Here is a 22719-nt window from a genome sequence, read left to right on the forward strand (position 1 = left end):
ACACTCTTAGAGTGTATGGAGAAAATCACAGAATTTTTGCTTTGGGGGAGGATGGCACGGAGCCGGCGGAAACAGCCCGTTTCATGTTCGGCGAGTCGAAGAGTTCCATCACACGCAGGACACCAGGCAACTGCCCCGGTTCACAAAAAGCTGGCCGCCGGCTGAATGGAGGGAGCCCGGCGACCAACTGATGCCCCGCCAGCGAGCGGGAACGGGTGTTGAGGCCTAGTTGGCCTTGACGATGTGCCAGACGTCGGCGACGCCATCTCCCGTCACGTCGCCGGCCTTCTTGTCCTTGATGAAGGTGTAGACCGGCTTGCCGTCATAGGCCCACATCTTAGTACCGTCGGTGCGGTCGACAACGCTCCATTCGTCGTCGGCCTTGGCGCCGGCTTCGGCCTTCAGCGGCGGCCAGTTGGCGGCGCATTTGTCGTAGCAATTGGTCTTGCCCTTCTCGTCCTTGTCATAGGTATAGAGCGTCATGCCATTGGCGTCGGTGTAGATCTTGGTGCCATTGACCTCGGCTTCCTTCCACGCTTCGGCGGCGAAGGAAGCGGCGGTGCTCAGCAAAAGTGCTGCCAGCCCTATGGTTATGGTTTTCATGGAAATCTCCCTGGCTGATACTTGGAGACACGCGGGAAATCGCGGCCTCGCAGTGTCAACGCCTGGCGGTCACGGTATCTTCCCGAGGGGACTGGGAATCGATCGCCGGCAGGCCGGTAACAATTCTCCCGCTCCGTTCGTACTTGGATGGTGGCGCAGCGGGATTCCCGGCCAGTGCGATTGCCGAACAGCGACCGGTTGCCACACATTGGTGATTGGCGCACAGGCCAGAGCGCCGCTATATCGTCGCCTAACTGTCGGAGCTTTGGAATGGCATTGGACATCGGCTATGTCAGCGCGGTCGGAGCGGGGGCGATCTCGTTCCTGTCGCCATGCGTGCTGCCGCTGGTGCCACCTTATCTCTGTTATATGGCCGGCGTGTCGGTCGACGATTTCCGCGGCAATGCGGGTGCGACGGCGCGTGAAGGCGCGCGCGGCGCACTGCTCTATTCCTCGATCGCCTTCGTGCTCGGCTTTTCGACCGTTTTTGTAGCGCTTGGCGCCGGCGCCTCGACCATCGGCCGGCTGCTGCGCGTCTGGCAGGAGCCGTTGGCGATGGGGGCCGGCGTGCTGATCATTCTTATGGGCCTGAATTTCCTTGGCATATTGCGCATCCCGCTGCTGTCGCGCGAGGCGCGCTTCCAGTCGCAGGGCAAGCCGGCCAGTGCGATTGCCGCCTATGTCATGGGGCTGGCCTTCGCTTTCGGCTGGACGCCCTGCATCGGCCCGGTGCTGGGGCCGATCCTGACGCTGGCCGGCGGCCGCGAAACCGTGGGCGAGGGCGCGCTGCTGCTCGCCGCCTATTCGCTCGGGCTTGGCATCCCGTTCCTGATCGCGGCGCTGTTTTCCGGCGCCTTCATGCGCTTCCTCGGCAGGTTCCGCGTCCATCTCGGCCGAGTCGAAAAGGCGATCGGCGCGCTGCTGGTGGTAGCGGGTGTGTTTTTCCTCACCGGCGGCGTGCAGACGGTGTCTTATTGGCTGCTGGAGAACTTTCCGGTGCTGGGGCGGCTGGGTTAGTTGCCGCTGCCGAACATATTTCGCGTTCAAATTGCCCTTTGAACCACTGATTAAAAGTAAGTTGCTCGTCCTATCTCACCGGAATTTAACCGCATTGGTGCAGCATGGCGCCGCTGCTAGCATGCTTTGATTCCCAACCCTTTTATACGGTTGCCTCCCATGAGCCAGAGATCCTGCCTGTCCGTCATCCTCGCCGCCGGCGAAGGCACGCGCATGAAGAGTGCGCTGCCGAAGGTGTTGCACCAGATTGCCGGACTGCCGATGGTCGCCCATGTGGTGAAGGCGGCCGAGGCCGCCGGTGCCAGCGGCCAGGCGCTGGTGATCGGGCATGGCGCGGATGAGATGCGCAAGGCAGCCGCGAAGTTCGCACCGAAGGCCGAGACCTTCGTGCAGGAGAAGCGGCTTGGGACTGCACATGCCGTGTTGGCCGCGCGTGAAGCAATATCAAAGGGTTACGACGATGTGCTTGTTATGTTCGGCGACACGCCGCTGATTGATGCGGATGCCCTGACGGTGGCGCGGTTGAGACTGGCGGAAGGTGCGGCTGTTGTGGTGATCGGCTTTCGCCCGCCCAACCCAACCGGCTATGGCCGGCTGATCGAAAAGGACGGCAAGCTGACTGCCATCCGCGAGGAAAAGGACTGCTCCGAAGAGGAGAAGAAAATCGGCTTCTGCAATGCCGGCATGATGGCAGTGGCCGGCGCACACGCCTTGAAGCTGCTCGACGCCGTCGGCAACAAGAATGCCAAGGGCGAGTATTATCTGACCGACATCGTCGAGATCGCCAGCGCCCGGGGGCTCGATGTCGTTGCCACCGAAGCCAGCTTCGAAAGCGCGCTCGGCATCAACAACCGCGCTGAACTCGCGCAAGCCGAGGGCATCTGGCAGGCACGCCGACGGCACGAGGCGATGCTGTCGGGCGTGACGCTGATTGCGCCGGAAACCGTGTATTTCTCGCACGACACCGAAATCGGCGCCGACACGATCGTCGAGCCGAATGTCTGGTTTGGTCCGGGCGTGAAGATCGCGACAGGCGCCAAGGTTCACGCCTTCAGCCATATCGAAGGCGCAACCATTGCGTCCAATTGCGATGTCGGTCCGTTCGCGCGGCTTCGCCCGGGCGCCGACCTCAAGCAGAAAGCCAAGGTCGGTAATTTCTGCGAGGTCAAGCAGGCGGTCATCGAGGAGGGCGCCAAGGTCAACCATTTGACCTATATCGGCGATGCTCGCGTTGGCGCAGGCGCCAATATCGGCGCTGGCACCATTACCTGCAACTATGACGGCTATTCGAAATTCTTCACTGACATAGGCGAGGGTGCCTTCATCGGCTCGAATTCCTCGCTGGTGGCGCCGGTTTCGATCGGCAAGGGCGGCTACATCGCGTCGGGCAGCGTCATCACCGAAAGTGTGCCTGACGACGCGTTGGCCTTTGGCCGCGCCCGCCAGAAGACTATCCCCGGCAAGGGCAAGGAGTTGCGCGAGCGCTTTGCATCGGCCGCCGCGGCGAAAAAGAAGGCGGCTGGCGCCGACCATTAGCAATTATTTGGTGTTTTTCTTCCTTACCGAAGCAATCGAAAATAGAGCAATTGCAGTAACTGGATTGCAAGAGCGGTCTGGCATGGTGCATGCGTTGAGAAGCGTCCATTACAGCGGACGAAATGCAATGTGACTTTCACGGCGAACCGGCGATCCCTAAATAAGCGCTGGTTTTGCCTGGGGAATCGGGGACTGTCTGCATGTGCGGGATCGTTGGAATCGTCGGCAATTCGCAAGTCGCGCCGCTCATCGTCGACGCGCTGAAGCGGCTCGAATATCGTGGCTATGACTCGGCCGGCGTCGCCACCATAGAGCATGGCGAACTTGGCCGCCGCCGCGCTGAAGGCAAGCTGGTCAACCTCGAACGCCGCCTCAAGGACGAGCCGCTCGACGGCACGATCGGCATCGGCCACACGCGCTGGGCGACGCATGGCGTTCCGAACGAGACCAATGCACACCCGCATTTTTCCAACGGCGTCGCCATCGTCCACAACGGCATCATCGAGAATTTCGCCGAACTGCGCGACGAGCTGATCCGCGACGGCTATTCCTTCTCGTCGCAGACCGACACCGAGGTCGTGGCGCATCTGGTGGCACGCGAACTGGGCAAGGGGCTGAAGCCGGTCGAGGCGGCGCATGCGGCATTGAAGCGGCTGGAAGGCGCATTTGCGCTGGCCATTATGTTCAAGGGCGACGAAGACCTGATCGTCGGCGCCCGCAACGGCCCGCCTCTGGCAGTCGGCCATGGCGACGGCGAGATGTTTTTGGGCTCCGACGCCATCGCGCTTGCCCCGTTCACCAATTCGATCACCTATCTCGAAGACGGCGACTGGGCCGTGGTGCGTCGTGGCGGCGTCGCCATCTTCGACATCGACGGCAAGAAGGTCGAGCGCAAGCGCCAGCAGTCGCTGTCGACCAGTTTCATGGTCGACAAGGGCAACCGCCGCCATTTCATGGAGAAGGAAATCCATGAACAGCCCGAGGTGATCTCGCACACGCTGGCGCATTATGTGGATTTCGTCTCAGGCGTCTCGAAGCCGCTCGACCTGCCATTCGACTTCGCCAAGATCGGCCGGCTGGCAATCTCGGCCTGCGGCACCGCCTATCTGGCCGGCCTGATCGGCAAATACTGGTTTGAGCGCTATGCGCGGCTGCCGGTCGATATCGATGTCGCCTCGGAGTTCCGCTATCGCGAAATGCCGCTTTCGGCAAACGATGCCGCTTTCTTCATCTCGCAATCGGGCGAGACCGCCGACACGCTGGCCTCGCTACGCTACTGCCGCAAGGCGGGCATGAAGATCGGCGCCATCGTCAATGTGCGCGAATCGACCATGGCGCGCGAATCCGATGTGGTGCTACCGACGCTGGCCGGCCCGGAGATCGGCGTCGCCTCGACCAAGGCATTTACCTGCCAGCTCTCAGTGCTGGCGTCTCTCGCCGTGCGCGCCGGCGTGGCTCGCGGCACGATCTCGAAGGAGCAGGAAAAGACCCTGGTTCGCGCGCTTTCGGAAGCGCCGCGCTATGCCAATCAGGTGCTCAAGCTCGAAGAGCAGATCGAGCGGATCGCGCGCGAACTCTCGCGCTACAAGGACGTGCTCTATCTCGGCCGCGACACCAATTTTCCGCTGGCCATGGAAGGCGCGCTAAAACTCAAGGAAATCTCCTATATCCACGCCGAAGGCTATGCGGCGGGCGAATTGAAGCACGGGCCGATCGCGCTGATCGATGAGAACATGCCGGTCATCGTGATTGCGCCGCATGACCGCATTTTCGAGAAAACCGTGTCCAACATGCAGGAAGTGGCGGCGCGCGGCGGCAAGATAATCCTGATCACCGACGCCAAGGGCGCGGCACAGGTGAGCGTGAAGACGATGGAGACGATCATCCTGCCGGATGTGCCGGAAATCATTTCGCCGATCATCTACGCGTTGCCGATCCAGATGCTGGCCTATTTCGCCGCCGTGTTCATGGGCACTGACGTCGACCAACCGCGCAATCTGGCGAAGTCGGTGACGGTGGAGTAGGGGGACGATCGCCGATACGCCCGAACGACGAACCGGTCAGGTGGCCGCTCGTCCTGGTCCGTCCGGTGGGCCATTCCGCCCGCATGACCGCGCCGGCGATGGCGCATAATCGACCCTTTAAAAACTTCGCAGTTTCAAAGCCCCTTCCAGTTCACTAATGTTGCGCTGCAACCCGCGCCCCCGGTGAACCATGTCCGATGCCCCCAAGACTTCCGGCATGACCCGGCTGAGGAACTATTTCCTCACAGGCTTCATCGTCTGCGCGCCGCTGGCGATCACCGCCTATATCGCCTGGTCGTTCATCGGCTGGGTCGATTCCTGGGTAAAGCCATACATTCCAGCACGTTACAGTCCAGACACCTATTTGCCGTTTCCGGTACCGGGGTTCGGGCTGATCGTCGCGCTGATCCTGATCACGCTGATCGGCTTTCTCACCGCTAACATTGTCGGTCGCGCCATTGTCGGTTTCGGCGATAGGCTGCTTGGCCGGATGCCGCTGGTGCGCGGCATCTATGGCTCGCTGAAGCAGATTTTCGAGACCGTACTGTCGAACAAGGGTGACATGTTCCGCCAGGTCGGGCTGGTTGAGTATCCGCGCAAGGGGGTGTGGTCGCTGGTGTTCGTCGCCAGCGAGAAGGAAACCGAGATCAACCAGAAGCTCGACCAGGAAGGCGATCCGCTGATCGCCGTGTTCATGCCTTGCACGCCAAACCCGACTACCGGCTTCCTGATGTATGTGCTGAAATCCGACATTGTGCTGCTCGACATGACGATCGAGGAGGGCGCCAAGCTGATCGTGTCGGCTGGGCTGGTGGCGCCCGAGGTGAAAAGCAAGATGGTGACGCTGAACGGCGAGCCGATCAACGGAACGGTCGCCAATCCGCCGCTAGGGCCTCATCCGGCGCGCAAGAGCCGCACGGCCTCGTCGCGGCCGAACAAATAGAGCAACAGGCGCAGCGCTTCACCCCGATCGGATTGCAGTTCCGGGTCGCGTGACAGGATCAGCCTCGCATCGTCGCGGGCCGCCTCCAGCAGGTCGGCATGCGCCTCGATGCGCGCCACCTGAAAACCCGGCGTGCCGGACTGGCGGGTGCCCAAAAGCTCGCCTTCGCCGCGCAGTTTGAGGTCTTCCTCGGCAATCAAAAAACCATCCTCGGTTTCGCGCATTACAGAAAGCCGGCGTTTTGCCGTCTCGCCGAGCGGATCCTTGTAGAGCAGCACGCAGGAGGAGGGCTTGTCGCCGCGCCCGACGCGGCCGCGCAACTGGTGCAACTGTGCAAGGCCAAAGCGCTCGGCATGTTCGATGACCATGACGGTGGCGTCCGGCACGTCGACGCCGACCTCGATGACCGTGGTGGCGATCAGGATGCGGGTCTCGCCCTCTTTGAAGGCGCGCATCGCCTCGTCCTTCTCGGCACCCTTCATGCGGCCATGGACAAGGCCGATGCGGTCGCCGAACAGCGGCTTCAGCGAAGCAAAGCGATCCTCGGCCGACATCAGCTTGATCTCTTCGGACTCCTCAACCAGCGGGCAGATCCAATAAATTTTCTGGCCGCCGGCGATGGCGTCCTCCATACGGGCGACCAGCTCGTCGAGCCGTTCCAGCGGCAGGGTGACGGTGCGGATCGGCTGGCGGCCGGCCGGCTTCTCCGTCAGTTTCGACACATCCATATCGCCGAAAGCGGTCAGCACCAGCGTGCGCGGGATCGGGGTCGCGGTCATCACCAGCATGTCGGGCGCATCGCCCTTGGCGGTGAAGGCCAGCCGCTGATGGACGCCGAAGCGATGCTGCTCGTCGATGACGGCGAAGACGAGGTCGTGGAATGTCACCGTCTCCTGAAACAGCGCGTGGGTGCCGATGACGATGTCGATCTCGCCGCTGGCCAGACCGGCCAGTGTGTCGGTGCGTTCGCGGCCTTTCTCGCGGCCGGTCAGGATGGCGATGCGCAGCCCGACCTTGGCGGCAAGCGGCGCGATCGTCGCCAGATGCTGGCGCGCCAGGATTTCGGTCGGCGCCATCAACGCCGCCTGGCCGCCGGCCTCGACGGCGCGTGCCATGGCCAGCAGCGCGACCACCGTCTTGCCGGAGCCGACATCGCCCTGCAGCAGCCGCAGCATGCGCTCGGGGTCGGCGAGGTCGGCATTGATTTCGGCGAGAGCGAATTCCTGGCTCGATGTCAGCGAATAGGGAAGAGCGGCGCGCAGTTTCTCAACGATGCGGCCGTCGCCGACCAGCGGACGGCCGGACAGGCGGTGGACCTTTGCCCGCACCAGCGCCAGCGAGACCTGGCCGGCCAGCAATTCATCATAGGCGAGACGTCGCCAGGCCGCACCATCGATGGAAACGTCGATTGGGTCCGCCGGATTGTGGATGCGGGTGAGCGCGTCGGCAAAGGTGGGAAAAGTGTGCCGGCGCATGAAGGCGCCATCCTGCCATTCGGGCAGTTCGGGCAAGCGCGCCAGCGCCTGGCCGATCGCCCGGCGCAGCACCTTGCCCGAGAGGCCTGCGGTGAGCGGATAGACCGGTTCGACCAGCGGCAGGTTTTCCGCCTCACTGGCCAGCGCGATATGGTCGGGGTGGACCATGGTCGGGCGGCCGTTGAACCATTCCATGCGGCCCGAGACCACGACATGCTCGCCCACGGGCATTGCCTTTTCGAGATAGGCGGCGTGCGCATGGAAGAAAGTCAGGCCGATTTCACCCGTATCGTCATGGGCATAGACCCTGTAGGGCACCGATCTGTTGCCGCGCGACGGCGGTTGGTGGCGGTCGATGCGCACATCGAGCGTGACGATCTGGCCTTCCGCGGACCCTGCAATGCCTGGCCTGCTGCGGCGGTCGATGACGGTGTGCGGCAGTACGAACAGAAGGTCGCCGGCGCGCGCGGCGCGATCACCGAGATCGGCGGGGACCACCTTCTCGATCAGCGCGCCGACCTTCGGCCCGACGCCGGCAAGCGAAGTGATCGGGACAAACAGCGGATCGAGGATGGAAGGACGCATGATGTCAGCTTATGTCGCGACGGCCTCAGCGCAAGGCTGACAGCACCCTCTATCCACGCTATATGCGCCGCAGCAAGTGAGGATGCGGCACAATGACCGGAACGAAACGATCAAGCGAGGGGCTGGATATCAGGCGCCGCAAGCTCTTGTTCCGCTCGTGGCATCGCGGCATGCGCGAGATGGACCTCATCCTCGGCACTTTCGCCGACGCCGAGATCGCTGCCTTGACCGACGAGGAAATCGACCAATATGAAAGGCTCCTCGACATCACCGACACCGAATTCCTGCCGCTGGTCACGGGCGAACGCTTGGTGCCTTCCGATATCGATTGTGCCGTCCTGCAAAAGATCCTGGCGTCCCGCCGGACCATGACATTCTGAACACAAGCAATTCCAGGAAAAGTGCGAAGCGGTTTTCCGTCCGGAATTGCGACAAAACAAGACCGTGATTTTATGAGCCTCATTCCCGTCATTGGCTTGCCGAAAGGCCGCGCCGGCCAGTTCATCGTCGATGGCGTCGCCGACGGCTATGAAGCCTTCGCGCTGGTGCAGGCGGCACTCGAGATCGCGCCCGACAAGCCGGTGCTGTTCGTGGCGCGTGACGGCCAACGCTTGCCGGCCATTATCGAAGCTCTGTCCTTCGCCGCCCCCGGCCTGCCGGTGCTGGAACTGCCGGCCTGGGATTGCCTCCCCTATGACCGCGTCTCGCCCGGTTCGGATGCGGCCGCCAAGCGCCTCGATGCGCTGACCGCGATGATCGCATTGGCGAAGAAGCCGCACCGCGCCGTCATCCTCACCACCGCCAATGCGCTGCTGCAGCGCATTCCGCCGGCCGATTTGGTCGAAGCACAGACGTTTCATGCCAGGCCCGGCAACCAGATCGACATGAACGCGCTGGTGTCGCGGCTGGAAACATCCGGTTTCGAGCGGGTGCCGACAGTGCGTGGCATCGGCGAATTCGCGGTGCGCGGCGGCATTCTCGACCTCTTTGCGCCGGGCTGGACCGAGGCGCTTCGGCTCGACTTCTTCGGCGATACGCTGGAATCGATCCGCGTCTTCGATGCCGGCACGCAGCGCACCACCGGTCAGCGCAAGTCGATGGCGCTGCAGGCGATGAGCGAAGTGGCGTTGACGCCGGAAACCATCAGCCGCTTCCGTCGCTCCTATATAGAAGCCTTCGGCGCTCCCCAGCGCGATGACGGGCTCTACGCGGCGGTGAGCGAGGGCAGGCGCTTCGCCGGCATGGAACACTGGCTGCCGTTCTTCTACGAACGGCTGGAGACCGTCTTCGACTATCTGCCCGACACGCCTGTCATTTTCGACCATCTGGCGCATGAGGCGCTTGCCGAACGCCATACGCTGATCCTCGATCACTATGAGGCGCGCAAAAAGCAGGCCGACGCCTCATTGAAGGATGCCGTGCCCTACAAGCCGGTGCCACCGGACCTGCTTTATCTCTCGCCGGAAAACCTGATCGCCTCGCTCGGGCCGCGCGAAGCGATCGACTTCACGCCCTTCGACGCGCCCGATGCCGGCGCCAAAAAGGTCTACCACGCCGGCTCGCGCCATGGCCGCAGCTTCGTCGAGGAGCGCGCCGATCCGAACATCAATGTCTTCGATGTCGTCGTCAGGCACATCGCCGATGAACGCGCGGCGCGCCGCCGTGTGGTCGTCGCAGGCTGGACCAAAGGCTCGCTCGACCGGCTTGGCCAGATTCTCGCCGAGCACCATCTTGGCAATCTCAAACAGGTCGAAACCCTTGCCGAAGCCGAACAGCTCGAGCCGGGGCAGGCGGCATTGGCCGTGCTGCCGCTTGAATCCGGTTTCGAAACGGAAAAACTGGTCGTTGTCGCCGAACAGGACATTCTGGGCGACCGGCTGATCCGGCGTTCGAAGCGCAAGAAGCGCGCGTCCGACTTCATTGCCGAAGCCTCGGCCTTGTCGGCTGGCGATATCGTTGTCCACGCCGACCATGGCATTGGCCGTTTCATTGGCCTGCGTACCATCGAGGCGGTCGGTGCGCCGCATGATTGCCTTGAGATTCACTATGCCGGCGACGACCGGCTGTTCCTGCCGGTGGAAAACATCGAGCTTCTGTCGCGTTACGGCTCCGATACAGCCGAAGCGACGCTGGATAAACTGGGCGGCGGCGCCTGGCAGTCACGCAAGGCAAAACTGAAGAAGCGCCTGCTCGACATGGCCGGGCAGTTGATCCGCATCGCCGCCGAGCGGCAGATGCGCGCCGCACCAGCACTGGTGCCGGCCGAAGGCCTCTATGACGAGTTCTCCGCCCGTTTCCCCTATGAGGAGACCGACGATCAGCAGAGCGCGATCGAACTCGGTGCGGGACGATCTTGGCGCCGGCAAGCCGATGGACCGGCTGATCTGCGGTGACGTCGGCTTCGGCAAGACCGAAGTGGCGCTGCGCGCCGCCTTTATCGCGGCCATGGAAGGGTTCCAGGTCGCCGTGGTGGTGCCGACGACGCTGTTGTCACGCCAGCATTTCAAGACGTTTTCGCAGCGCTTCTCCGGCCTGCCGATCCGGGTTGGCCAAGCCTCGCGGCTGGTTGGTGCCAAGGAACTCGCCGAGACCAAGAAAGGCATTGCCGAGGGCCAGGTCGACATTGTCATCGGCACCCATGCGCTGCTCGGCTCCGCGATCTCGTTCAAGAATCTCGGCCTGCTGATCATCGACGAGGAGCAGCACTTTGGCGTCAAGCACAAGGAGCGGCTGAAGGACCTGAAGGCCGATGTGCATGTGCTGACACTGTCGGCGACGCCGATCCCGCGCACGCTGCAACTGGCGCTGACGGGCGTGCGCGAACTGTCGCTGATCGCCACGCCGCCAGTTGACCGCATGGCGGTGCGCACCTTCATCTCGCCCTTCGATCCGCTGGTCATTCGCGAGACGCTGCTGCGTGAACGCTACCGCGGCGGCCATTCCTTCTATGTGGTACCACGCATCAGCGATCTCGCGGACATCCATGATTTCTTGAGGGAATCGGTTCCTGAACTGAAAGTCGCCGTGGCCCATGGCCAGATGCCTCCGGGCGAACTCGACGACATCATGAATGCCTTCTATGACGGCCAGTACGACGTGCTGCTGTCGACCACCATCGTCGAATCCGGCCTCGACATCCCAACGGCCAACACGCTGATCATCCATCGCGCCGACATGTTCGGCCTGTCGCAGCTCTACCAGCTGCGCGGCCGCGTCGGCCGCTCCAAGGTGCGCGCCTATGCGCTGTTCACGCTGCCAGCCAACCGCAAGCTGACCGACACCGCCGAGCGCCGGCTGAAGGTGCTGCAGTCGCTCGACACGCTGGGCGCCGGCTTCCAGCTCGCCAGCCACGACCTCGATATCAGAGGCGCCGGCAATCTTCTGGGCGAAGAACAGTCCGGCCATATCAAGGAGGTCGGCTTCGAGCTGTACCAGCAAATGCTGGAGGAGGCCGTGGCCGAGGTGAAGGATTCCGGCGAGGTCCAGGATGGCGGCTGGTCGCCGCAGATCGCCGTCGGTACGGCTGTTATGATCCCGGAAAGCTATGTGCCGGACCTGCAACTGCGGCTGGCACTCTACCGCCGCCTTGGCGATCTCGAAAACACCGAGGAGATCGACGCGTTCGGCGCCGAACTGATCGACCGGTTCGGTCCGCTGCCGGACGAGGTCAAGCATCTCCTGAAGATCGTGTTCATCAAGGCGCTTTGCCGCAAGGCCAATGTCGAAAAACTCGATGCTGGTCCCAAGGGCGTCGTCATCCATTTCCGCAAGCGCGAATTCTCCAACCCGGTCGGTCTGGTCAAGTTTATCGGCGAGCAGGGCTCGCTGGCCAAGATCCGGCCGGACCATAGCGTCGTCTTCACCCGCGACTGGCCAACGGCCGAGAAGCGGTTGGCAGGCTCGGCGGTGGTCATGACGCAACTGGCGCGGCTGGTGGAGAAGGCGGCCTAGCCCACCCGGCCCATTCGCCAGTGCTGAAATTCCAGTCTAGAATAGGAAATCGGCTTCGTGTATGGAGCCGCCAACCCATATAGGGGCGGAAATGGCGGGCGAGGGTGCTCGCCGGAAAGAGTTTTGGGTGCAGCGATGACGAAATGGTCGCCGAATTCGTGGAGAGCAAAGCCGATCAAGCAGGTTCCTGCCTATCCGGACCTTGCCGCGCTCAAGAGCACGGAGGCCCAGCTTGCCACCTTTCCACCGCTGGTTTTTGCCGGTGAGGCGCGCAAGCTGAAGAAACAGCTGGCGGCTGTCGCAAACGGTGACGCCTTCCTCCTCCAGGGCGGCGACTGCGCCGAGAGTTTTGCCGAGCACGGTGCCGACAACATCCGCGACTTCTTCCGCGTCTTCCTGCAGATGTCGGTCGTATTGACCTTCGCCGGCGCACAGCCGGTGGTGAAGGTTGGCCGCGTCGCCGGCCAGTTCGCCAAGCCGCGCTCGTCCGACAACGAGACCAAGGGCGATGTGACGCTGCCGAGCTATCGCGGCGACATCATCAACGGCATCGAGTTCGACGCCAAATCGCGCATTCCCGATCCCGCACGCCAGGAGATGGCCTACCGCCAGTCGGCGGCGACGCTCAACCTTCTGCGCGCGTTCGCGCAGGGCGGCTATGCCAGCCTGGAGAATGTGCACCGCTGGATGCTCGGCTTCGTCGCCGACAGCCCGCAAGGCGAGAAATACGGCGCGCTCGCCAACCGCATCACCGAGACGATGGACTTCATGAAGGCCGTCGGCATTACCTCGGAAACCAATTATGCGCTGCGCGAGACCGATTTCTACACCAGCCATGAGGCGCTGCTGCTGGGTTATGAGGAAGCGTTGACCCGCGTCGATTCGACCTCCGGCGACTGGTACGCCACGTCGGGCCACATGATCTGGATCGGCGACCGCACCCGCCAGCCCGACCATGCCCACGTCGAATACTGCCGCGGCATCAAGAACCCGCTCGGCCTGAAATGCGGCCCGTCGCTGACACCGGACGGTTTGCTGGAGCTGATCGACCTGCTCAATCCGGAGAACGAGCCCGGCCGGCTGACGCTGATCGCCCGCTTTGGTTCGGACAAGGTCGCCGACCATTTGCCCAAGCTGGTGCGTGCGGTGCAGAAGGAAGGCCGCAGTGTTGTATGGTCATCCGACCCGATGCATGGCAACACCATCGAGGCCGCCGGCTACAAGACCCGGCCGTTCGACCGCATCCTGAAGGAGGTGCAGACCTTCTTCGAGGTGCACCGCGCCGAAGGCACGCATCCGGGCGGCATCCATGTCGAGATGACCGGCAAGAACGTCACCGAATGCACGGGCGGCGCGCGTGCGATCACGGCCGAGGAATTGCAGGACCGCTACCACACGCATTGCGACCCGCGCCTCAACGCCGACCAGGCGATCGAACTGGCCTTTCTGGTGTCGGATCTCTTGAAGAAGAGCCATCCGGTACAGCACAAGCAGGCCGTCAACGGCTGATTTCAGCTTCTATCGGAATTGAAAAGCGCTGGAGAAATCCGGCGCTTTTTAGTGGCTGGTCAGCGCCAGATTGGCTGAGGCGCCGACGACACGGGGACCGGCAAGACGGAGGGTCAGTCCTTCTTGTAGAGCAGCCAGCTTTTGCCGGCGCGGCCGGCCATTGTCGAATGCTTGGTGACGCGGTTGCGCCCGCTCACCTTCGAGCGGTAGAGCGCCCGGTCGGCCTTGGTGTAGAGGTCTTCGGGCCCCTCGGCCTCCGACGCCATGCAGACGCCCATCGATACCGTCACGGTGCCATAATTCATGCCGGTCTGGCTGCTGGTGAACGGCGTCTGCTCGATCAGAGCGCGAATGCGCTCCGCGATCTCATAGGTGGCGTCTTCGCTGGCGCCTTCGATGATCAGCGCGAACTCCTCGCCGCCGGTGCGGGCAACGAACATGTCGCCGCGGATGCTGGTCTGGAAAATCTCGGCGATGATCTGGATGATCTTGTCGCCGACAGGATGGCCATAGCGATCGTTGATGTCCTTGAAGCGATCGATGTCGGCAAGGATCAAGGCGTTGAACAGGATGCCCTTGTTGCTGGTGTAGATCCTGGTGATTTCCTTGTCGAAGGCGCGACGGTTCCAGATGTGGGTCAAGGGGTCGGTGTCGGCCAGCCGCTTGTATTCCTCGAGCTTCGACTTGACGCTCTCAAGCTCGGCCGTCTTGTCGTTGAGCGTCGAGGCGACCTGCCGGCCGTGATCGATGGTCGAATTGGTGGCGACCGCCATGGCGTTGGCGATCTTCTGCAGAAGATCCTGGGAGAGGAGGCTGCGGTTGCTCAGGCCGCTCGATGTCTCGTCGAGGATCCTGCCGTATTTCTCGATGTGGCTGCGCTCGCTTCTCAACAACGAAGCGACGTCCTCAAGCTCCTTGGCGATGACGTCTCGGGCATGCTCGACGATGCTGGGACCATGGTTCTGGGCGAAGAAAGCGCGCCCGATCTTGTCCAGCTCGTCCTGTGTCGGCCGGCTGCTCAGCGCAAGGACAGCAAGGCTGAGCTCGCGATTGGTGCCGCTCAGGGCTTCGTAGAAGATTTCGTAGTTGCGCGGCAGGCCGAGTACCCCCAGTTGGCGCATGGTGGCGACAACAGCGGATGCAATATCGGTGTCTTTTTCGGTTGGGGCGGCTGCCGGCTGCATGTCAAATTCACTCTTCCCCTGGGATCCCGACAGAGTTTGCGGGTTCCACTTGTCGCCGACATGGGGAAGGCTACCGACATCCCAGACCAATTTGCGAAGAGGCGCGTCCCCACCCACGACCTTCGCTTGAAAGACCATAATTGCGGCAGCGCTAAAGTTTCCTTAATTCGCACGACATCCACAGGTTTTTCTCTACTTGTGGCTGTAGAAGCGTAAACTTTTTCACCATCGCGGCGGGACAACATCCAGTTTTGGTGGCCTTGAATCCGAATTGCAGGATCGCGCTGCTGGAAATGAAACTGAATTTCGAATTTGTCACGCCAGTCGATGTCGCATTTGCTTGCGCGTAACCACCGCAAAGCTGGAATCCTGACGACGATGCTAGACAGGATTGCCTAGGGAGAGCCGGAATGAGCGACAGTCGCCAGGGATCATGTCTGTGCGGAGCGGTGCGCTTCCGAACGAGTGGGGCGCTGCGCGGCGTCGTCTACTGTCATTGCTCGCAATGCCGCAAGCAGAGCGGACATTTCTATGCCGCGACCAATGTTGCCGACGCCGACATCGTGATCGAAGGCGCGGAAAGCATCACCTGGTATGAAGCGTCCGCGTTCGCCAGGCGCGGCTTTTGCAAGACATGCGGGTCGGTGCTGTTCTGGAAGCCAGGGGATCAGGACTATATTTCGGTCATGGCCGGATCGTTCGACAATCCCACAGGCCTCAAGGGCGACTGTCATATCTTCGTCGGCGACAAGGGCGATTATTATTCGATCGATGACGGGCTGCCGCAGTTTGAGAAATCAACGCCATCAATTCCGGTCGCGGAATGAATTTTGGACGAGCCGCCTTATTCCATTGACCGGGTCATTGCTTTATCCCGTGCCGGTGATTCCGAACGGGGTTTGGGCATGCAGCGACTGATCGATGCTTTTATCAATTCTGTGCGGGCGTTCCGCAAGCTGGCCGCCAGCGAGAAGGCATTCCAGCAGGAACTGATGCTGCTCGCATTGGCCTTGCCGGCCGGGTGGTTCGTTTCGGTGTCGTGGCGTGGCTATGCCCTGCTCATCGGCGCGGTCCTGCTCCTGATCATGGTCGAGGTGCTGAACACCGGCATCGAGGCGGCCTGCGATGCCTTCAGTCGCGAGTTCAATGTCGACATCCAGCTGGCCAAGGACTGCGGCTCGCTGGCAGTGCTGATTTCGGTGGTCATCGTCGCCGGCGTCTGGGGCATCGCGCTCATCGAGCGGATCACCGGCCTACCGATTTAGCATCCCTGATCCTACATGACGGTTACCAAAGGAAACTGTCATGCCCGAAACCGCCAATTTTCTGCTTCTCGAACGCCCAGGTCTACCGGAAGACCTCCGCTGGCTGGTGCAAAAGTACCCGCGCGAAGACTGGCAAAGCCATGCCAACATCCACGGCATCGCCAATATGTGGCTGCAGCGGCACGACATGTTCCGCGAACTCGGCGGCATGCTGACCAAAGGCATCGGCGATTATCGCGAGGGCAGGCTGACAGCGCCTGGCTTCGCGCAATGGTTCGCCCCGCGCCTCAACCATTTTCTCGGCAATCTCGACGGTCACCACAATGTCGAGGACCATCATTACTTTCCGGTATTCGCCAAGGCGGAGGCACGGCTGAAGCGTGGTTTCGAGATTCTCGACGCCGACCACCACACCATCCATGAAGGACTGGAGCGCAATGCCGAAGCGGCCAATGCTTTCATCAAGACGCTTCAGGAGAGTGAGGACAAGCAGCGCTTCGCGGCGGATGCCTATGCCGACGAAAACAGCCGTCTGATCGCCATGCTGACCCGGCATCTTGCCGACGAGGAGGATCTGATTATCCCGCTGATCCTCGAGCGGGGGGATCAGGCACTCGGCATCGACTGACGATCAGCTCTCCTTGGCGCGCTCCCGCTTGGCGACGTGGCGGGCGATGAGCCAGGCAATGATCGCCACCGTCAGGCCGATGCCAAGCCCGATCAGCAAGCGCTCGTGGTGCAGCAAGGCCTGGCCGACGAAGTGCTCGGCGCCCAGGCCGAAAACGTAGCCGATTGAGCTGAACAGCACCGCCCAGATCACCGATGAGATGGCGTTGAGGATGATGAAGCGCGGCATCGGTATGGTCGAAAGGCCGGCCGCGATGCCGCCGACCAGGCGCATGCCGTAGACGTAGCGGTTCGACAGCACGAAGATGTTGGGATGGGTGTTGAGCAGGCGATAGGCGCGGCGGAAGCCGGGCCGTCGGCGCAACCTGACGACATAGCGGTTGTCGGCGAAACTTCTGCCGAGGATGAAGAAGAACGTATCGCCGAGGAAAGCGCCGAGGGCGGCCGCGACAAAGGCCTGCCACAGCACGAAGACATGCTGGTGGGCGAAGAAGCCGCCGAGGATGGCGATGCTTTCACCTTCGGCGATGCAACCCAGGAAGACGGCAAGCAGCCCATACTGTTCGATGAAATGATGGATGCCTTCGGTCATGAAGCGGACTGCTGCTGCGACAGCCTTTCATCGATCCGTTTGACCATCTCGGTCAGCTGCACGATTTCGTCGCGCATGCCTATGATCTGGCCGTGGCGCAGTTCATCCAGCTTTTCGTGCAGCGCCATGATCTCGATCTCGGCCTTCAGATTGACCTCATAATCGTGGGCGGCATCGATGCGGTCGCGCTCGGTCTGGCGGTTCTGCGCCATCATGATCACCGGTGCCTGCAGGGCGGCGACCATCGACAGCACCAGGTTGAGGAAGATGAACGGGTAGGGATCGAAGGCGTCGCGCGACAGCAGCCAGACATTGCCTGATGTCCACAGGACCAGAAAGACGAGGAAGGTCACGATGAACGACCATGAGCCGCCGATGCGGGCGATCGAGTCGGCGAGCCGGTCGCCGAAGGTCTGGTGAAAGGCGACGGCCTTGTTGGTGTCGCGAGTGATGGTGGTGCGTTCGAGGGTCGACTGCAGCACCCGGCTTTCGAGCACGCTCAGGCCGTCCGGCCGCCGCTTGAACCAGCGGTTTGCCAGCTCGTCGATTGTCTTGTTCATGGCCGTCTCCAAGGCTTGCCTTGCCATAAGACGTAGAGGCTGCTGGCCCGCACGGGAAGTGTTACATTTAAGCCGACAGCGAGGGACCGATGGCCGATTTCAAGAAAATTCGCCTGCGCGCGGCAAAACGCAAGGGCGGCGAGGTGGAGCTTGCCGCGCTTTTAGGCCCAGCGCCCGACAATGCCACCATCGCCGCGGTCACCGACGATCGCATTTTGTCGGCGATGGCGGAGCGCGTTTTTGCCGCCGGGTTTGTCTGGCGCGTCATCGAGCAGAAATGGCCGGGCTTTGAAGAAGCCTTTCTCCACTTCGAGCCGAAGCGGCTGTTGTTCCAGCCGGACGATTTCTGGCACGAACTGACTGCAGACAAGCGCATCGTGCGCAACCCTCAGAAGATCAAGTCGGTGCGTGACAATGCGGCTTTCGTCGAGCGGATATCAAAGGAGCATGGCGGCTTCGGCAAATTCCTTGCTGACTGGCCCGCGGATGACCAGATCGGACTGATGGCTTATTTCGGCAAGCATGGCAGCCGCCTTGGGGGCAATACCGGCCAGTATTTTCTGCGCTTCATCGGTTGGGATGCCTTCGTCATCTCGGGTGATGTCGGGGCGGCCCTTCGCGACGCCGGCCTCGACATTGCCGAGAGCCCGACATCGAAGAAGGACCTCGACAAGATCCAGGCCCAGATCAATCAATGGGCGGCGGAAACCGGCCTGTCGCGCCGGCACATTTCGCGGATCCTGGCGATGTCGATCGGCGAGAACCGCTCGCCGGAGGCATTGCGCCAATATATGGGCGACGACTGATCGTCGGTCACCCGGCCGCGATCGACATTCGTCATTCTGTCTGGGTCTGAATTGGTCCAAACGAACGCCATTGCCCGGGAAATTCCGCCGCGCTAAACCGGCAGCCATGATCAAGAAGCTCGACATCCTGCGCATCGCAATCGCCCAGCTCAATCCGACTGTCGGCGACATATCAGGCAATCTCGCCAAGGCCCGCGAGGCGAGGGCGGATGCCGCGCGTCAGGGCGCCGATCTCGTGCTCTATACCGAGCTTTTCCTCGCCGGCTATCCGCCGGAAGATCTGGTGCTGAAGCCGGCCTTCCTGAAAGCCTGCGAAAAGGCGGCTCAGGACTTTGCCGCGGATACCGCGGATGGCGGGCCGGGGGTCATTATCGGCACGCCGCTGAAGCGCAAGAGCGGCACGCACAATTCGATCATCGTCGCCGATGGCGGCAAGATCCTGGCTGAGCGCTACAAGCTCGATTTGCCGAACTATGGTGAATTCGACGAAAAGCGCGTCTTCCAGCCCGGGCTGGAACTGCAGGGACCTGTCAACTTCCGCGGCGTGCGGCTGGGTATCCCGATCTGCGAGGACATCTGGGGCGACGTTGCGGTCTGCGAAACGCTGGCTGAAAGCGGCGCCGAAATCCTGCTCGTGCCGAATGGCTCGCCCTATTATCGCGCCAAGATCGACGTGCGCCACCAGGTCGTCATCAAGCAGGTCATCGAATGCGGCCTGCCGTTGATCTACGCCAACCAGCTCGGCGGCCAGGACGAGTTGATCTTCGACGGCGCGTCCTTCGCCATCGGCGCCGACAAGACATTGGCTTTCCAGATGAGCCAGTTCGAGGACGCGGTCGATGTCACCACCTGGAAGCGTACGGAGGAGGGCTGGGTCTGCTCGGAAGGGCCGATGTCGAAAATCCCGGAGCGGGAAGAGGCCGACTATCGCGCCTGCATGCTGGGCCTGCGCGACTACGTCAACAAGAACGGCTTCAAGAATGTCGTGCTTGGCCTGTCCGGCGGCATCGATTCGGCGATCTGCGCGGCCCTTGCCGTCGATGCGCTCGGCGAGGAGCGGCTGCGCGCGGTGATGATGCCCTACCGCTACACCTCGAAGGATTCGCTCAAGGATGCCGAGGACTGCGCCCGCGCGCTCGGCTGCCGCTATGACATCGTGCCGATCTTCGAGCCGGTTGAAGGCTTTCTGCATACGTTAACGCAGCTTTTCGAAGGCACCAAGGAAGGCATCACGGAGGAAAATTTGCAGAGCCGCGCGCGCGGCACCATCCTGATGGCGATCTCCAATAAATTCGGCTCGATGGTGGTCACGACAGGCAACAAGAGCGAGATGTCGGTCGGCTACGCCACGCTGTACGGCGACATGAATGGCGGCTTCAATCCGATCAAGGATCTCTACAAGATGCAGGTCTACGCGCTGTCTCGCTGGCGCAATAGCCATGTGCCGCCGGGCGCGCTCGGGCCTTCGGGCGAGGTGATCCCGAAGAACATCATCGACAAGGCGCCGTCGGCGGAGTTGCGCGAGAACCAGACCGACCAGGATTCGCTGCCGCCCTATCCGGTGCTGGACGATATCCTGGAATGCCTGGTCGAGAATGAGATGGGTGTCGACGACATCGTGGCGCGCGGCCATGACCGGGCGACGGTGACACGCATCGAACATCTGCTCTACATCGCCGAATACAAACGCCGGCAGGCGGCGCCGGGCGTGAAGATCACCCGGAAGAATTTCGGCCGCGACCGCCGCTATCCCATCACCAACCGTTTCAGGGATCGCGGCTAGATACTCGACTGCTTTGAGAAACCTTGGGGGCGTGCATGTTCATCAGCTATTTCAAGGGAACGCCTGAGTATCACATCGTTCGCTTCAGGAACGGCAAGATACGCGGACAGGGGCGCGGCATCAGCTTCTGGTACGGCACATTGGGCACCACCATTGCCATGGTGCCGGTGACGTCGCTCGACAACCCGTTCATCTTCACCGAAACCACGGCCAATTTCCAGGATCTGGCGATCCAGGGGTCGGTCAGCTACCGCATCGTCGATCCGGTGAAGGCGGCGGAAGGTTTTGATTTCAGCGCCAAGCTCAGCAATTCCGATATTGCCGGCGACGGCCGCGAGAAGATCGCCGAGCGCCTGGTGCTGGCCATCCAGAGCCGGGCACGGGCCATGGTGTCGAGCATGACGCTGGAACAGGCGCTCGCCGAAGTGACGAAACTCGGCGGCAATCTGGCCGAATTGCTGCGCAGCGATCCGATCGCCGCGACGGCCGGCCTGTCGATCGAGGAGGTCCACATCACCTCGGTCCAGCCGACCCCGGAAATCCGCAAGGCATTGCAGACCGAATATCGCGAGGCGCTGCAGCGACAGGCCGATGCCGCGATCTATGGGCGCCGGGCCTGGGGCGTCGAGAAGGAGCGCGAGATCAAGCAGAGCGAACTCGCGACCGAGATCGAGCTTGCCGAACGCAACAAGCTGCTGGTCGACACCGAGGCGCGCAACAAGCTGACGCTGGCAGAGGCCGAAGCCAAGGCGCAGCAGCTGGAACTGACCGTCTATTCGTCGGCACCGGCACACGTGCTGACGGCGATGGCCTTCAAGGCCTGGGCGGAAAAGGGTGGTTCGGTCGGCAATCTGTCGATTACGCCTGATATGCTGACCAGCGCGCTGAGCCAGCTTTCCGCGCCGAAGACCGGAAGCTAGAAGTCGACGTGGCCGGTGACCAGAGCGACACGCCGATCGACCGGGTGATTGTCGTCACCCGCAAGACCGAGCTCGAGGAGTTGACGGCGCGCTTCAACACGCAGGGACAGGCGCGCTTTTATCTCAAGCAGGCCGGCATGGATTTCGACCCGGTCAAGGCGGCGCACGACACTTATCATCAGGCGCTCGACCGGGTGATGGGCTCGCTTCCCCAAGGACTCAAGCAATTGCGGCTCGACCGGGAACTGGTGCCGCAGTTCGAATTCGGTTCCGATGTGGTAATCGCAATTGGCCAGGACGGGCTGGTCTCCAATACGGCCAAGTATCTTCCTTACCAGCCATTGATCGGCATCAACCCGAACCCCGCGCTTTTCGACGGCGCGCTGCTGCCCTGGACTGCCGGCGACACCGAAACTGTTCTTGGGCTCACACTTTCCGGCAAGGCAAAGCGCCAGGCGGTGGTGATGGCCGAGGCGCGCTCCAATGACGGAAGGCGGCTGATCGCCTTCAACGACCTGTTCGTCGGCGCAAGCACCCATGTCTCGGCCCGCTATGAACTGACCTATGGCGGCAGGACCGAGCGGCAATCATCAAGCGGCATCATCATTTCGACCGGCGCCGGCTCCACCGGGTGGCTGCGCTCGGTCATGGCTGGTGCCGCCGGACTGGCGGCCGCCTATGGCGAGACATCCGTGCCGACAGTGCCTGCGCAGGGCTATGACCGTGAAGGCGAGCAGCTGTTCTTCTCGGTGCGCGAACCTTTTCCGAGCAACATTACGGGCGTTTCGCTCGTCCATGGCGTCATCACCCGCGACCGGCCACTGGTCGTCTCTTCGCGGCAGAGCAAGGGCGGCGTCATCTTCAGCGACGGGATGGAGGTCGATTTTGTCGAGTTCAATTCTGGTACCGACGTGACGATCGCGATTGCCGACCAAAAGGCTTATCTCGTGGTGCCGTAATCGTGGCCTGTGGAACGCGTTGTTGCAAAATAACCTCAGTACTTGGACCAGATAGGCTTTTGGGCGTGAGCCCGTCTTGGCGATGCATCGGGGCGTCTCTATAAGGACCGTTCCGCGATTCATTTGCGGGAGGTCCGAATGGCAGTATTTGAAATGGTAATGCGAGGCCGCGAAGCCTAGGTCTCTACCGGCGCTCCGCGAAGGTCCATCCTTCGCGTCGGAGCCGGTTTGAGCACAGGCTTATGCCGATGCCGGTCGCCGCCCGATTGCGGGCGTGACGCCAAAATATGCCACTCCGCTTCTGGGCAATCATTAGCCCTTGCGCGGCTTCTTCAATTTTCGACCTTACTGGGATCGGGCTCGTTTGCGCCCGAATGACA

The 22719-nt window shown here is 62.1% G+C and carries 18 protein-coding genes and 1 pseudogene; 14 read left to right on the forward strand and 5 right to left on the reverse strand.

All coding sequences use genetic code 11. The features are described 5' to 3' along the window. Nucleotides 1-225 precede the first annotated feature (225 nt). On the reverse strand, nt 226-603 hold the full coding sequence (locus ACZYHG_RS21730; protein WP_464610317.1) for a COG4315 family predicted lipoprotein: 378 nt from the start codon (nt 601-603) through the stop codon (nt 226-228). Between the two features lie 270 nt (nt 604-873). Between ACZYHG_RS21730 and ACZYHG_RS21735 the strand changes: the two genes are divergently transcribed. The 4 genes from ACZYHG_RS21735 (at nt 874) to ACZYHG_RS21750 (ending at nt 6123) form a co-directional block, all read left to right on the forward strand. Further along, nucleotides 874-1620, forward strand: a complete 747-nt coding sequence (locus tag ACZYHG_RS21735; RefSeq protein WP_464610318.1) for a cytochrome c biogenesis CcdA family protein — start codon at nt 874-876, stop codon at nt 1618-1620. A 159-nt stretch (nt 1621-1779) separates the two neighbouring features. Then, nucleotides 1780-3156 carry a bifunctional UDP-N-acetylglucosamine diphosphorylase/glucosamine-1-phosphate N-acetyltransferase GlmU gene (gene glmU / locus ACZYHG_RS21740; RefSeq protein ID WP_464610319.1) on the forward strand — a complete coding sequence of 459 codons (1377 nt, stop codon included), beginning with the start codon at nt 1780-1782 and terminating at the stop codon, nt 3154-3156. Between the two features lie 200 nt (nt 3157-3356). Further along, nucleotides 3357-5180 carry a glutamine--fructose-6-phosphate transaminase (isomerizing) gene (glmS, locus tag ACZYHG_RS21745; protein WP_464610320.1) on the forward strand — a complete coding sequence of 608 codons (1824 nt, stop codon included), beginning with the start codon at nt 3357-3359 and terminating at the stop codon, nt 5178-5180. Between the two features lie 190 nt (nt 5181-5370). Next, the gene (locus ACZYHG_RS21750; protein ID WP_027058805.1) at nt 5371-6123 is read left to right on the forward strand and encodes a DUF502 domain-containing protein; all 753 of its coding nucleotides are present in this window, start codon (nt 5371-5373) and stop codon (nt 6121-6123) included. Here the strand turns inward: ACZYHG_RS21750 and recG are convergent. After that, nucleotides 6075-8183 (reverse strand): ATP-dependent DNA helicase RecG, encoded by a 2109-nt coding sequence (recG, locus tag ACZYHG_RS21755; RefSeq protein WP_464610321.1) that lies wholly within the window; start codon nt 8181-8183, stop codon nt 6075-6077. The two genes, ACZYHG_RS21750 and recG, sit on opposite strands and share 49 nt — an antisense overlap. 92 nt (nt 8184-8275) lie before the next feature. Between recG and ACZYHG_RS21760 the strand changes: the two genes are divergently transcribed. From ACZYHG_RS21760 to ACZYHG_RS21770, 3 genes and pseudogenes are all read left to right on the forward strand, one after another. Continuing rightward, a complete protein-coding gene (locus ACZYHG_RS21760) occupies nt 8276-8563 on the forward strand; it encodes an FAD assembly factor SdhE (protein ID WP_464610322.1) in 288 nt (95 codons plus the stop codon). A 72-nt stretch (nt 8564-8635) separates the two neighbouring features. After that, nucleotides 8636-12134: pseudogene (mfd, locus tag ACZYHG_RS21765) on the forward strand (transcription-repair coupling factor). A gap of 135 nt (nt 12135-12269) precedes the next feature. Then, nucleotides 12270-13643 carry a class II 3-deoxy-7-phosphoheptulonate synthase gene (locus ACZYHG_RS21770; RefSeq protein WP_464610323.1) on the forward strand — a complete coding sequence of 458 codons (1374 nt, stop codon included), beginning with the start codon at nt 12270-12272 and terminating at the stop codon, nt 13641-13643. A 113-nt stretch (nt 13644-13756) separates the two neighbouring features. Here the strand turns inward: ACZYHG_RS21770 and ACZYHG_RS21775 are convergent, their stop codons facing one another. Next, nucleotides 13757-14827, reverse strand: a complete 1071-nt coding sequence (locus ACZYHG_RS21775) for a diguanylate cyclase (RefSeq protein ID WP_464610324.1) — start codon at nt 14825-14827, stop codon at nt 13757-13759. Between the two features lie 410 nt (nt 14828-15237). Here ACZYHG_RS21775 and ACZYHG_RS21780 point away from each other — a divergent pair, with 410 nt between their 5' ends. The 3 genes from ACZYHG_RS21780 to ACZYHG_RS21790 all read left to right on the forward strand — a co-directional run bounded on the left by ACZYHG_RS21780 (nt 15238) and on the right by ACZYHG_RS21790 (nt 16720). Then, on the forward strand, nt 15238-15654 hold the full coding sequence (locus ACZYHG_RS21780) for a GFA family protein (RefSeq protein ID WP_464610325.1): 417 nt from the start codon (nt 15238-15240) through the stop codon (nt 15652-15654). 78 nt (nt 15655-15732) lie between these two features. Beyond that, nucleotides 15733-16092 (forward strand): diacylglycerol kinase, encoded by a 360-nt coding sequence (locus ACZYHG_RS21785; RefSeq protein WP_027029167.1) that lies wholly within the window; start codon nt 15733-15735, stop codon nt 16090-16092. A 40-nt stretch (nt 16093-16132) separates the two neighbouring features. Beyond that, entirely contained in the window at nt 16133-16720 is a 588-nt protein-coding gene (locus tag ACZYHG_RS21790; protein WP_464610326.1) for a hemerythrin domain-containing protein, read from the forward strand. Between the two features lie 3 nt (nt 16721-16723). Here ACZYHG_RS21790 and ACZYHG_RS21795 read toward each other — a convergent pair whose 3' ends face one another. Together ACZYHG_RS21795 and ACZYHG_RS21800 are read right to left on the reverse strand one after the other, a co-directional pair. Further along, nucleotides 16724-17311 (reverse strand): DedA family protein, encoded by a 588-nt coding sequence (locus tag ACZYHG_RS21795; protein ID WP_464610327.1) that lies wholly within the window; start codon nt 17309-17311, stop codon nt 16724-16726. Beyond that, nucleotides 17308-17871 carry a DUF1003 domain-containing protein gene (locus tag ACZYHG_RS21800; RefSeq protein ID WP_464610328.1) on the reverse strand — a complete coding sequence of 188 codons (564 nt, stop codon included), beginning with the start codon at nt 17869-17871 and terminating at the stop codon, nt 17308-17310. Before ACZYHG_RS21800 ends, ACZYHG_RS21795 begins: the two co-directional genes overlap by 4 nt. Before the next feature lie 89 nt (nt 17872-17960). Here ACZYHG_RS21800 and ACZYHG_RS21805 point away from each other — a divergent pair, with 89 nt between their 5' ends. The 4 genes from ACZYHG_RS21805 to ACZYHG_RS21820 all read left to right on the forward strand — a co-directional run bounded on the left by ACZYHG_RS21805 (nt 17961) and on the right by ACZYHG_RS21820 (nt 22339). Next, nucleotides 17961-18677 carry a DNA-3-methyladenine glycosylase I gene (locus ACZYHG_RS21805; RefSeq protein ID WP_464610329.1) on the forward strand — a complete coding sequence of 239 codons (717 nt, stop codon included), beginning with the start codon at nt 17961-17963 and terminating at the stop codon, nt 18675-18677. 106 nt (nt 18678-18783) lie between these two features. After that, nucleotides 18784-20460: an NAD+ synthase gene (locus tag ACZYHG_RS21810; protein ID WP_464610330.1), complete on the forward strand. Its 1677-nt coding sequence runs from the start codon at nt 18784-18786 to the stop codon at nt 20458-20460. 35 nt (nt 20461-20495) lie between these two features. Beyond that, nucleotides 20496-21380: an SPFH domain-containing protein gene (locus ACZYHG_RS21815; RefSeq protein ID WP_464610331.1), complete on the forward strand. Its 885-nt coding sequence runs from the start codon at nt 20496-20498 to the stop codon at nt 21378-21380. Between the two features lie 8 nt (nt 21381-21388). Further along, nucleotides 21389-22339 carry a diacylglycerol kinase catalytic domain-containing protein gene (locus ACZYHG_RS21820; RefSeq protein WP_464610332.1) on the forward strand — a complete coding sequence of 317 codons (951 nt, stop codon included), beginning with the start codon at nt 21389-21391 and terminating at the stop codon, nt 22337-22339. Nucleotides 22340-22719 lie beyond the last annotated feature (380 nt).

Source organism: Mesorhizobium subarcticum, from assembly GCF_055456085.1.

Excerpts from the sequence above, each read along its gene's own strand:
- ACZYHG_RS21730 (WP_464610317.1), bottom strand. The coding sequence starts at position 603 with ATGAAAACCATAACCATAGGGCTGGCAGCACTTTTGCTGAGCACCGCC.
- ACZYHG_RS21735 (WP_464610318.1), top strand. The coding sequence starts at position 874 with ATGGCATTGGACATCGGCTATGTCAGCGCGGTCGGAGCGGGGGCGATC.
- glmU (WP_464610319.1), top strand. The coding sequence starts at position 1,780 with ATGAGCCAGAGATCCTGCCTGTCCGTCATCCTCGCCGCCGGCGAAGGC.
- glmS (WP_464610320.1), top strand. The coding sequence starts at position 3,357 with ATGTGCGGGATCGTTGGAATCGTCGGCAATTCGCAAGTCGCGCCGCTC.
- ACZYHG_RS21750 (WP_027058805.1), top strand. The coding sequence starts at position 5,371 with ATGTCCGATGCCCCCAAGACTTCCGGCATGACCCGGCTGAGGAACTAT.
- recG (WP_464610321.1), bottom strand. The coding sequence starts at position 8,183 with ATGCGTCCTTCCATCCTCGATCCGCTGTTTGTCCCGATCACTTCGCTT.
- ACZYHG_RS21760 (WP_464610322.1), top strand. The coding sequence starts at position 8,276 with ATGACCGGAACGAAACGATCAAGCGAGGGGCTGGATATCAGGCGCCGC.
- ACZYHG_RS21770 (WP_464610323.1), top strand. The coding sequence starts at position 12,270 with ATGACGAAATGGTCGCCGAATTCGTGGAGAGCAAAGCCGATCAAGCAG.
- ACZYHG_RS21775 (WP_464610324.1), bottom strand. The coding sequence starts at position 14,827 with ATGCAGCCGGCAGCCGCCCCAACCGAAAAAGACACCGATATTGCATCC.
- ACZYHG_RS21780 (WP_464610325.1), top strand. The coding sequence starts at position 15,238 with ATGAGCGACAGTCGCCAGGGATCATGTCTGTGCGGAGCGGTGCGCTTC.
- ACZYHG_RS21785 (WP_027029167.1), top strand. The coding sequence starts at position 15,733 with ATGCAGCGACTGATCGATGCTTTTATCAATTCTGTGCGGGCGTTCCGC.
- ACZYHG_RS21790 (WP_464610326.1), top strand. The coding sequence starts at position 16,133 with ATGCCCGAAACCGCCAATTTTCTGCTTCTCGAACGCCCAGGTCTACCG.
- ACZYHG_RS21795 (WP_464610327.1), bottom strand. The coding sequence starts at position 17,311 with ATGACCGAAGGCATCCATCATTTCATCGAACAGTATGGGCTGCTTGCC.
- ACZYHG_RS21800 (WP_464610328.1), bottom strand. The coding sequence starts at position 17,871 with ATGAACAAGACAATCGACGAGCTGGCAAACCGCTGGTTCAAGCGGCGG.
- ACZYHG_RS21805 (WP_464610329.1), top strand. The coding sequence starts at position 17,961 with ATGGCCGATTTCAAGAAAATTCGCCTGCGCGCGGCAAAACGCAAGGGC.
- ACZYHG_RS21810 (WP_464610330.1), top strand. The coding sequence starts at position 18,784 with ATGATCAAGAAGCTCGACATCCTGCGCATCGCAATCGCCCAGCTCAAT.
- ACZYHG_RS21815 (WP_464610331.1), top strand. The coding sequence starts at position 20,496 with ATGTTCATCAGCTATTTCAAGGGAACGCCTGAGTATCACATCGTTCGC.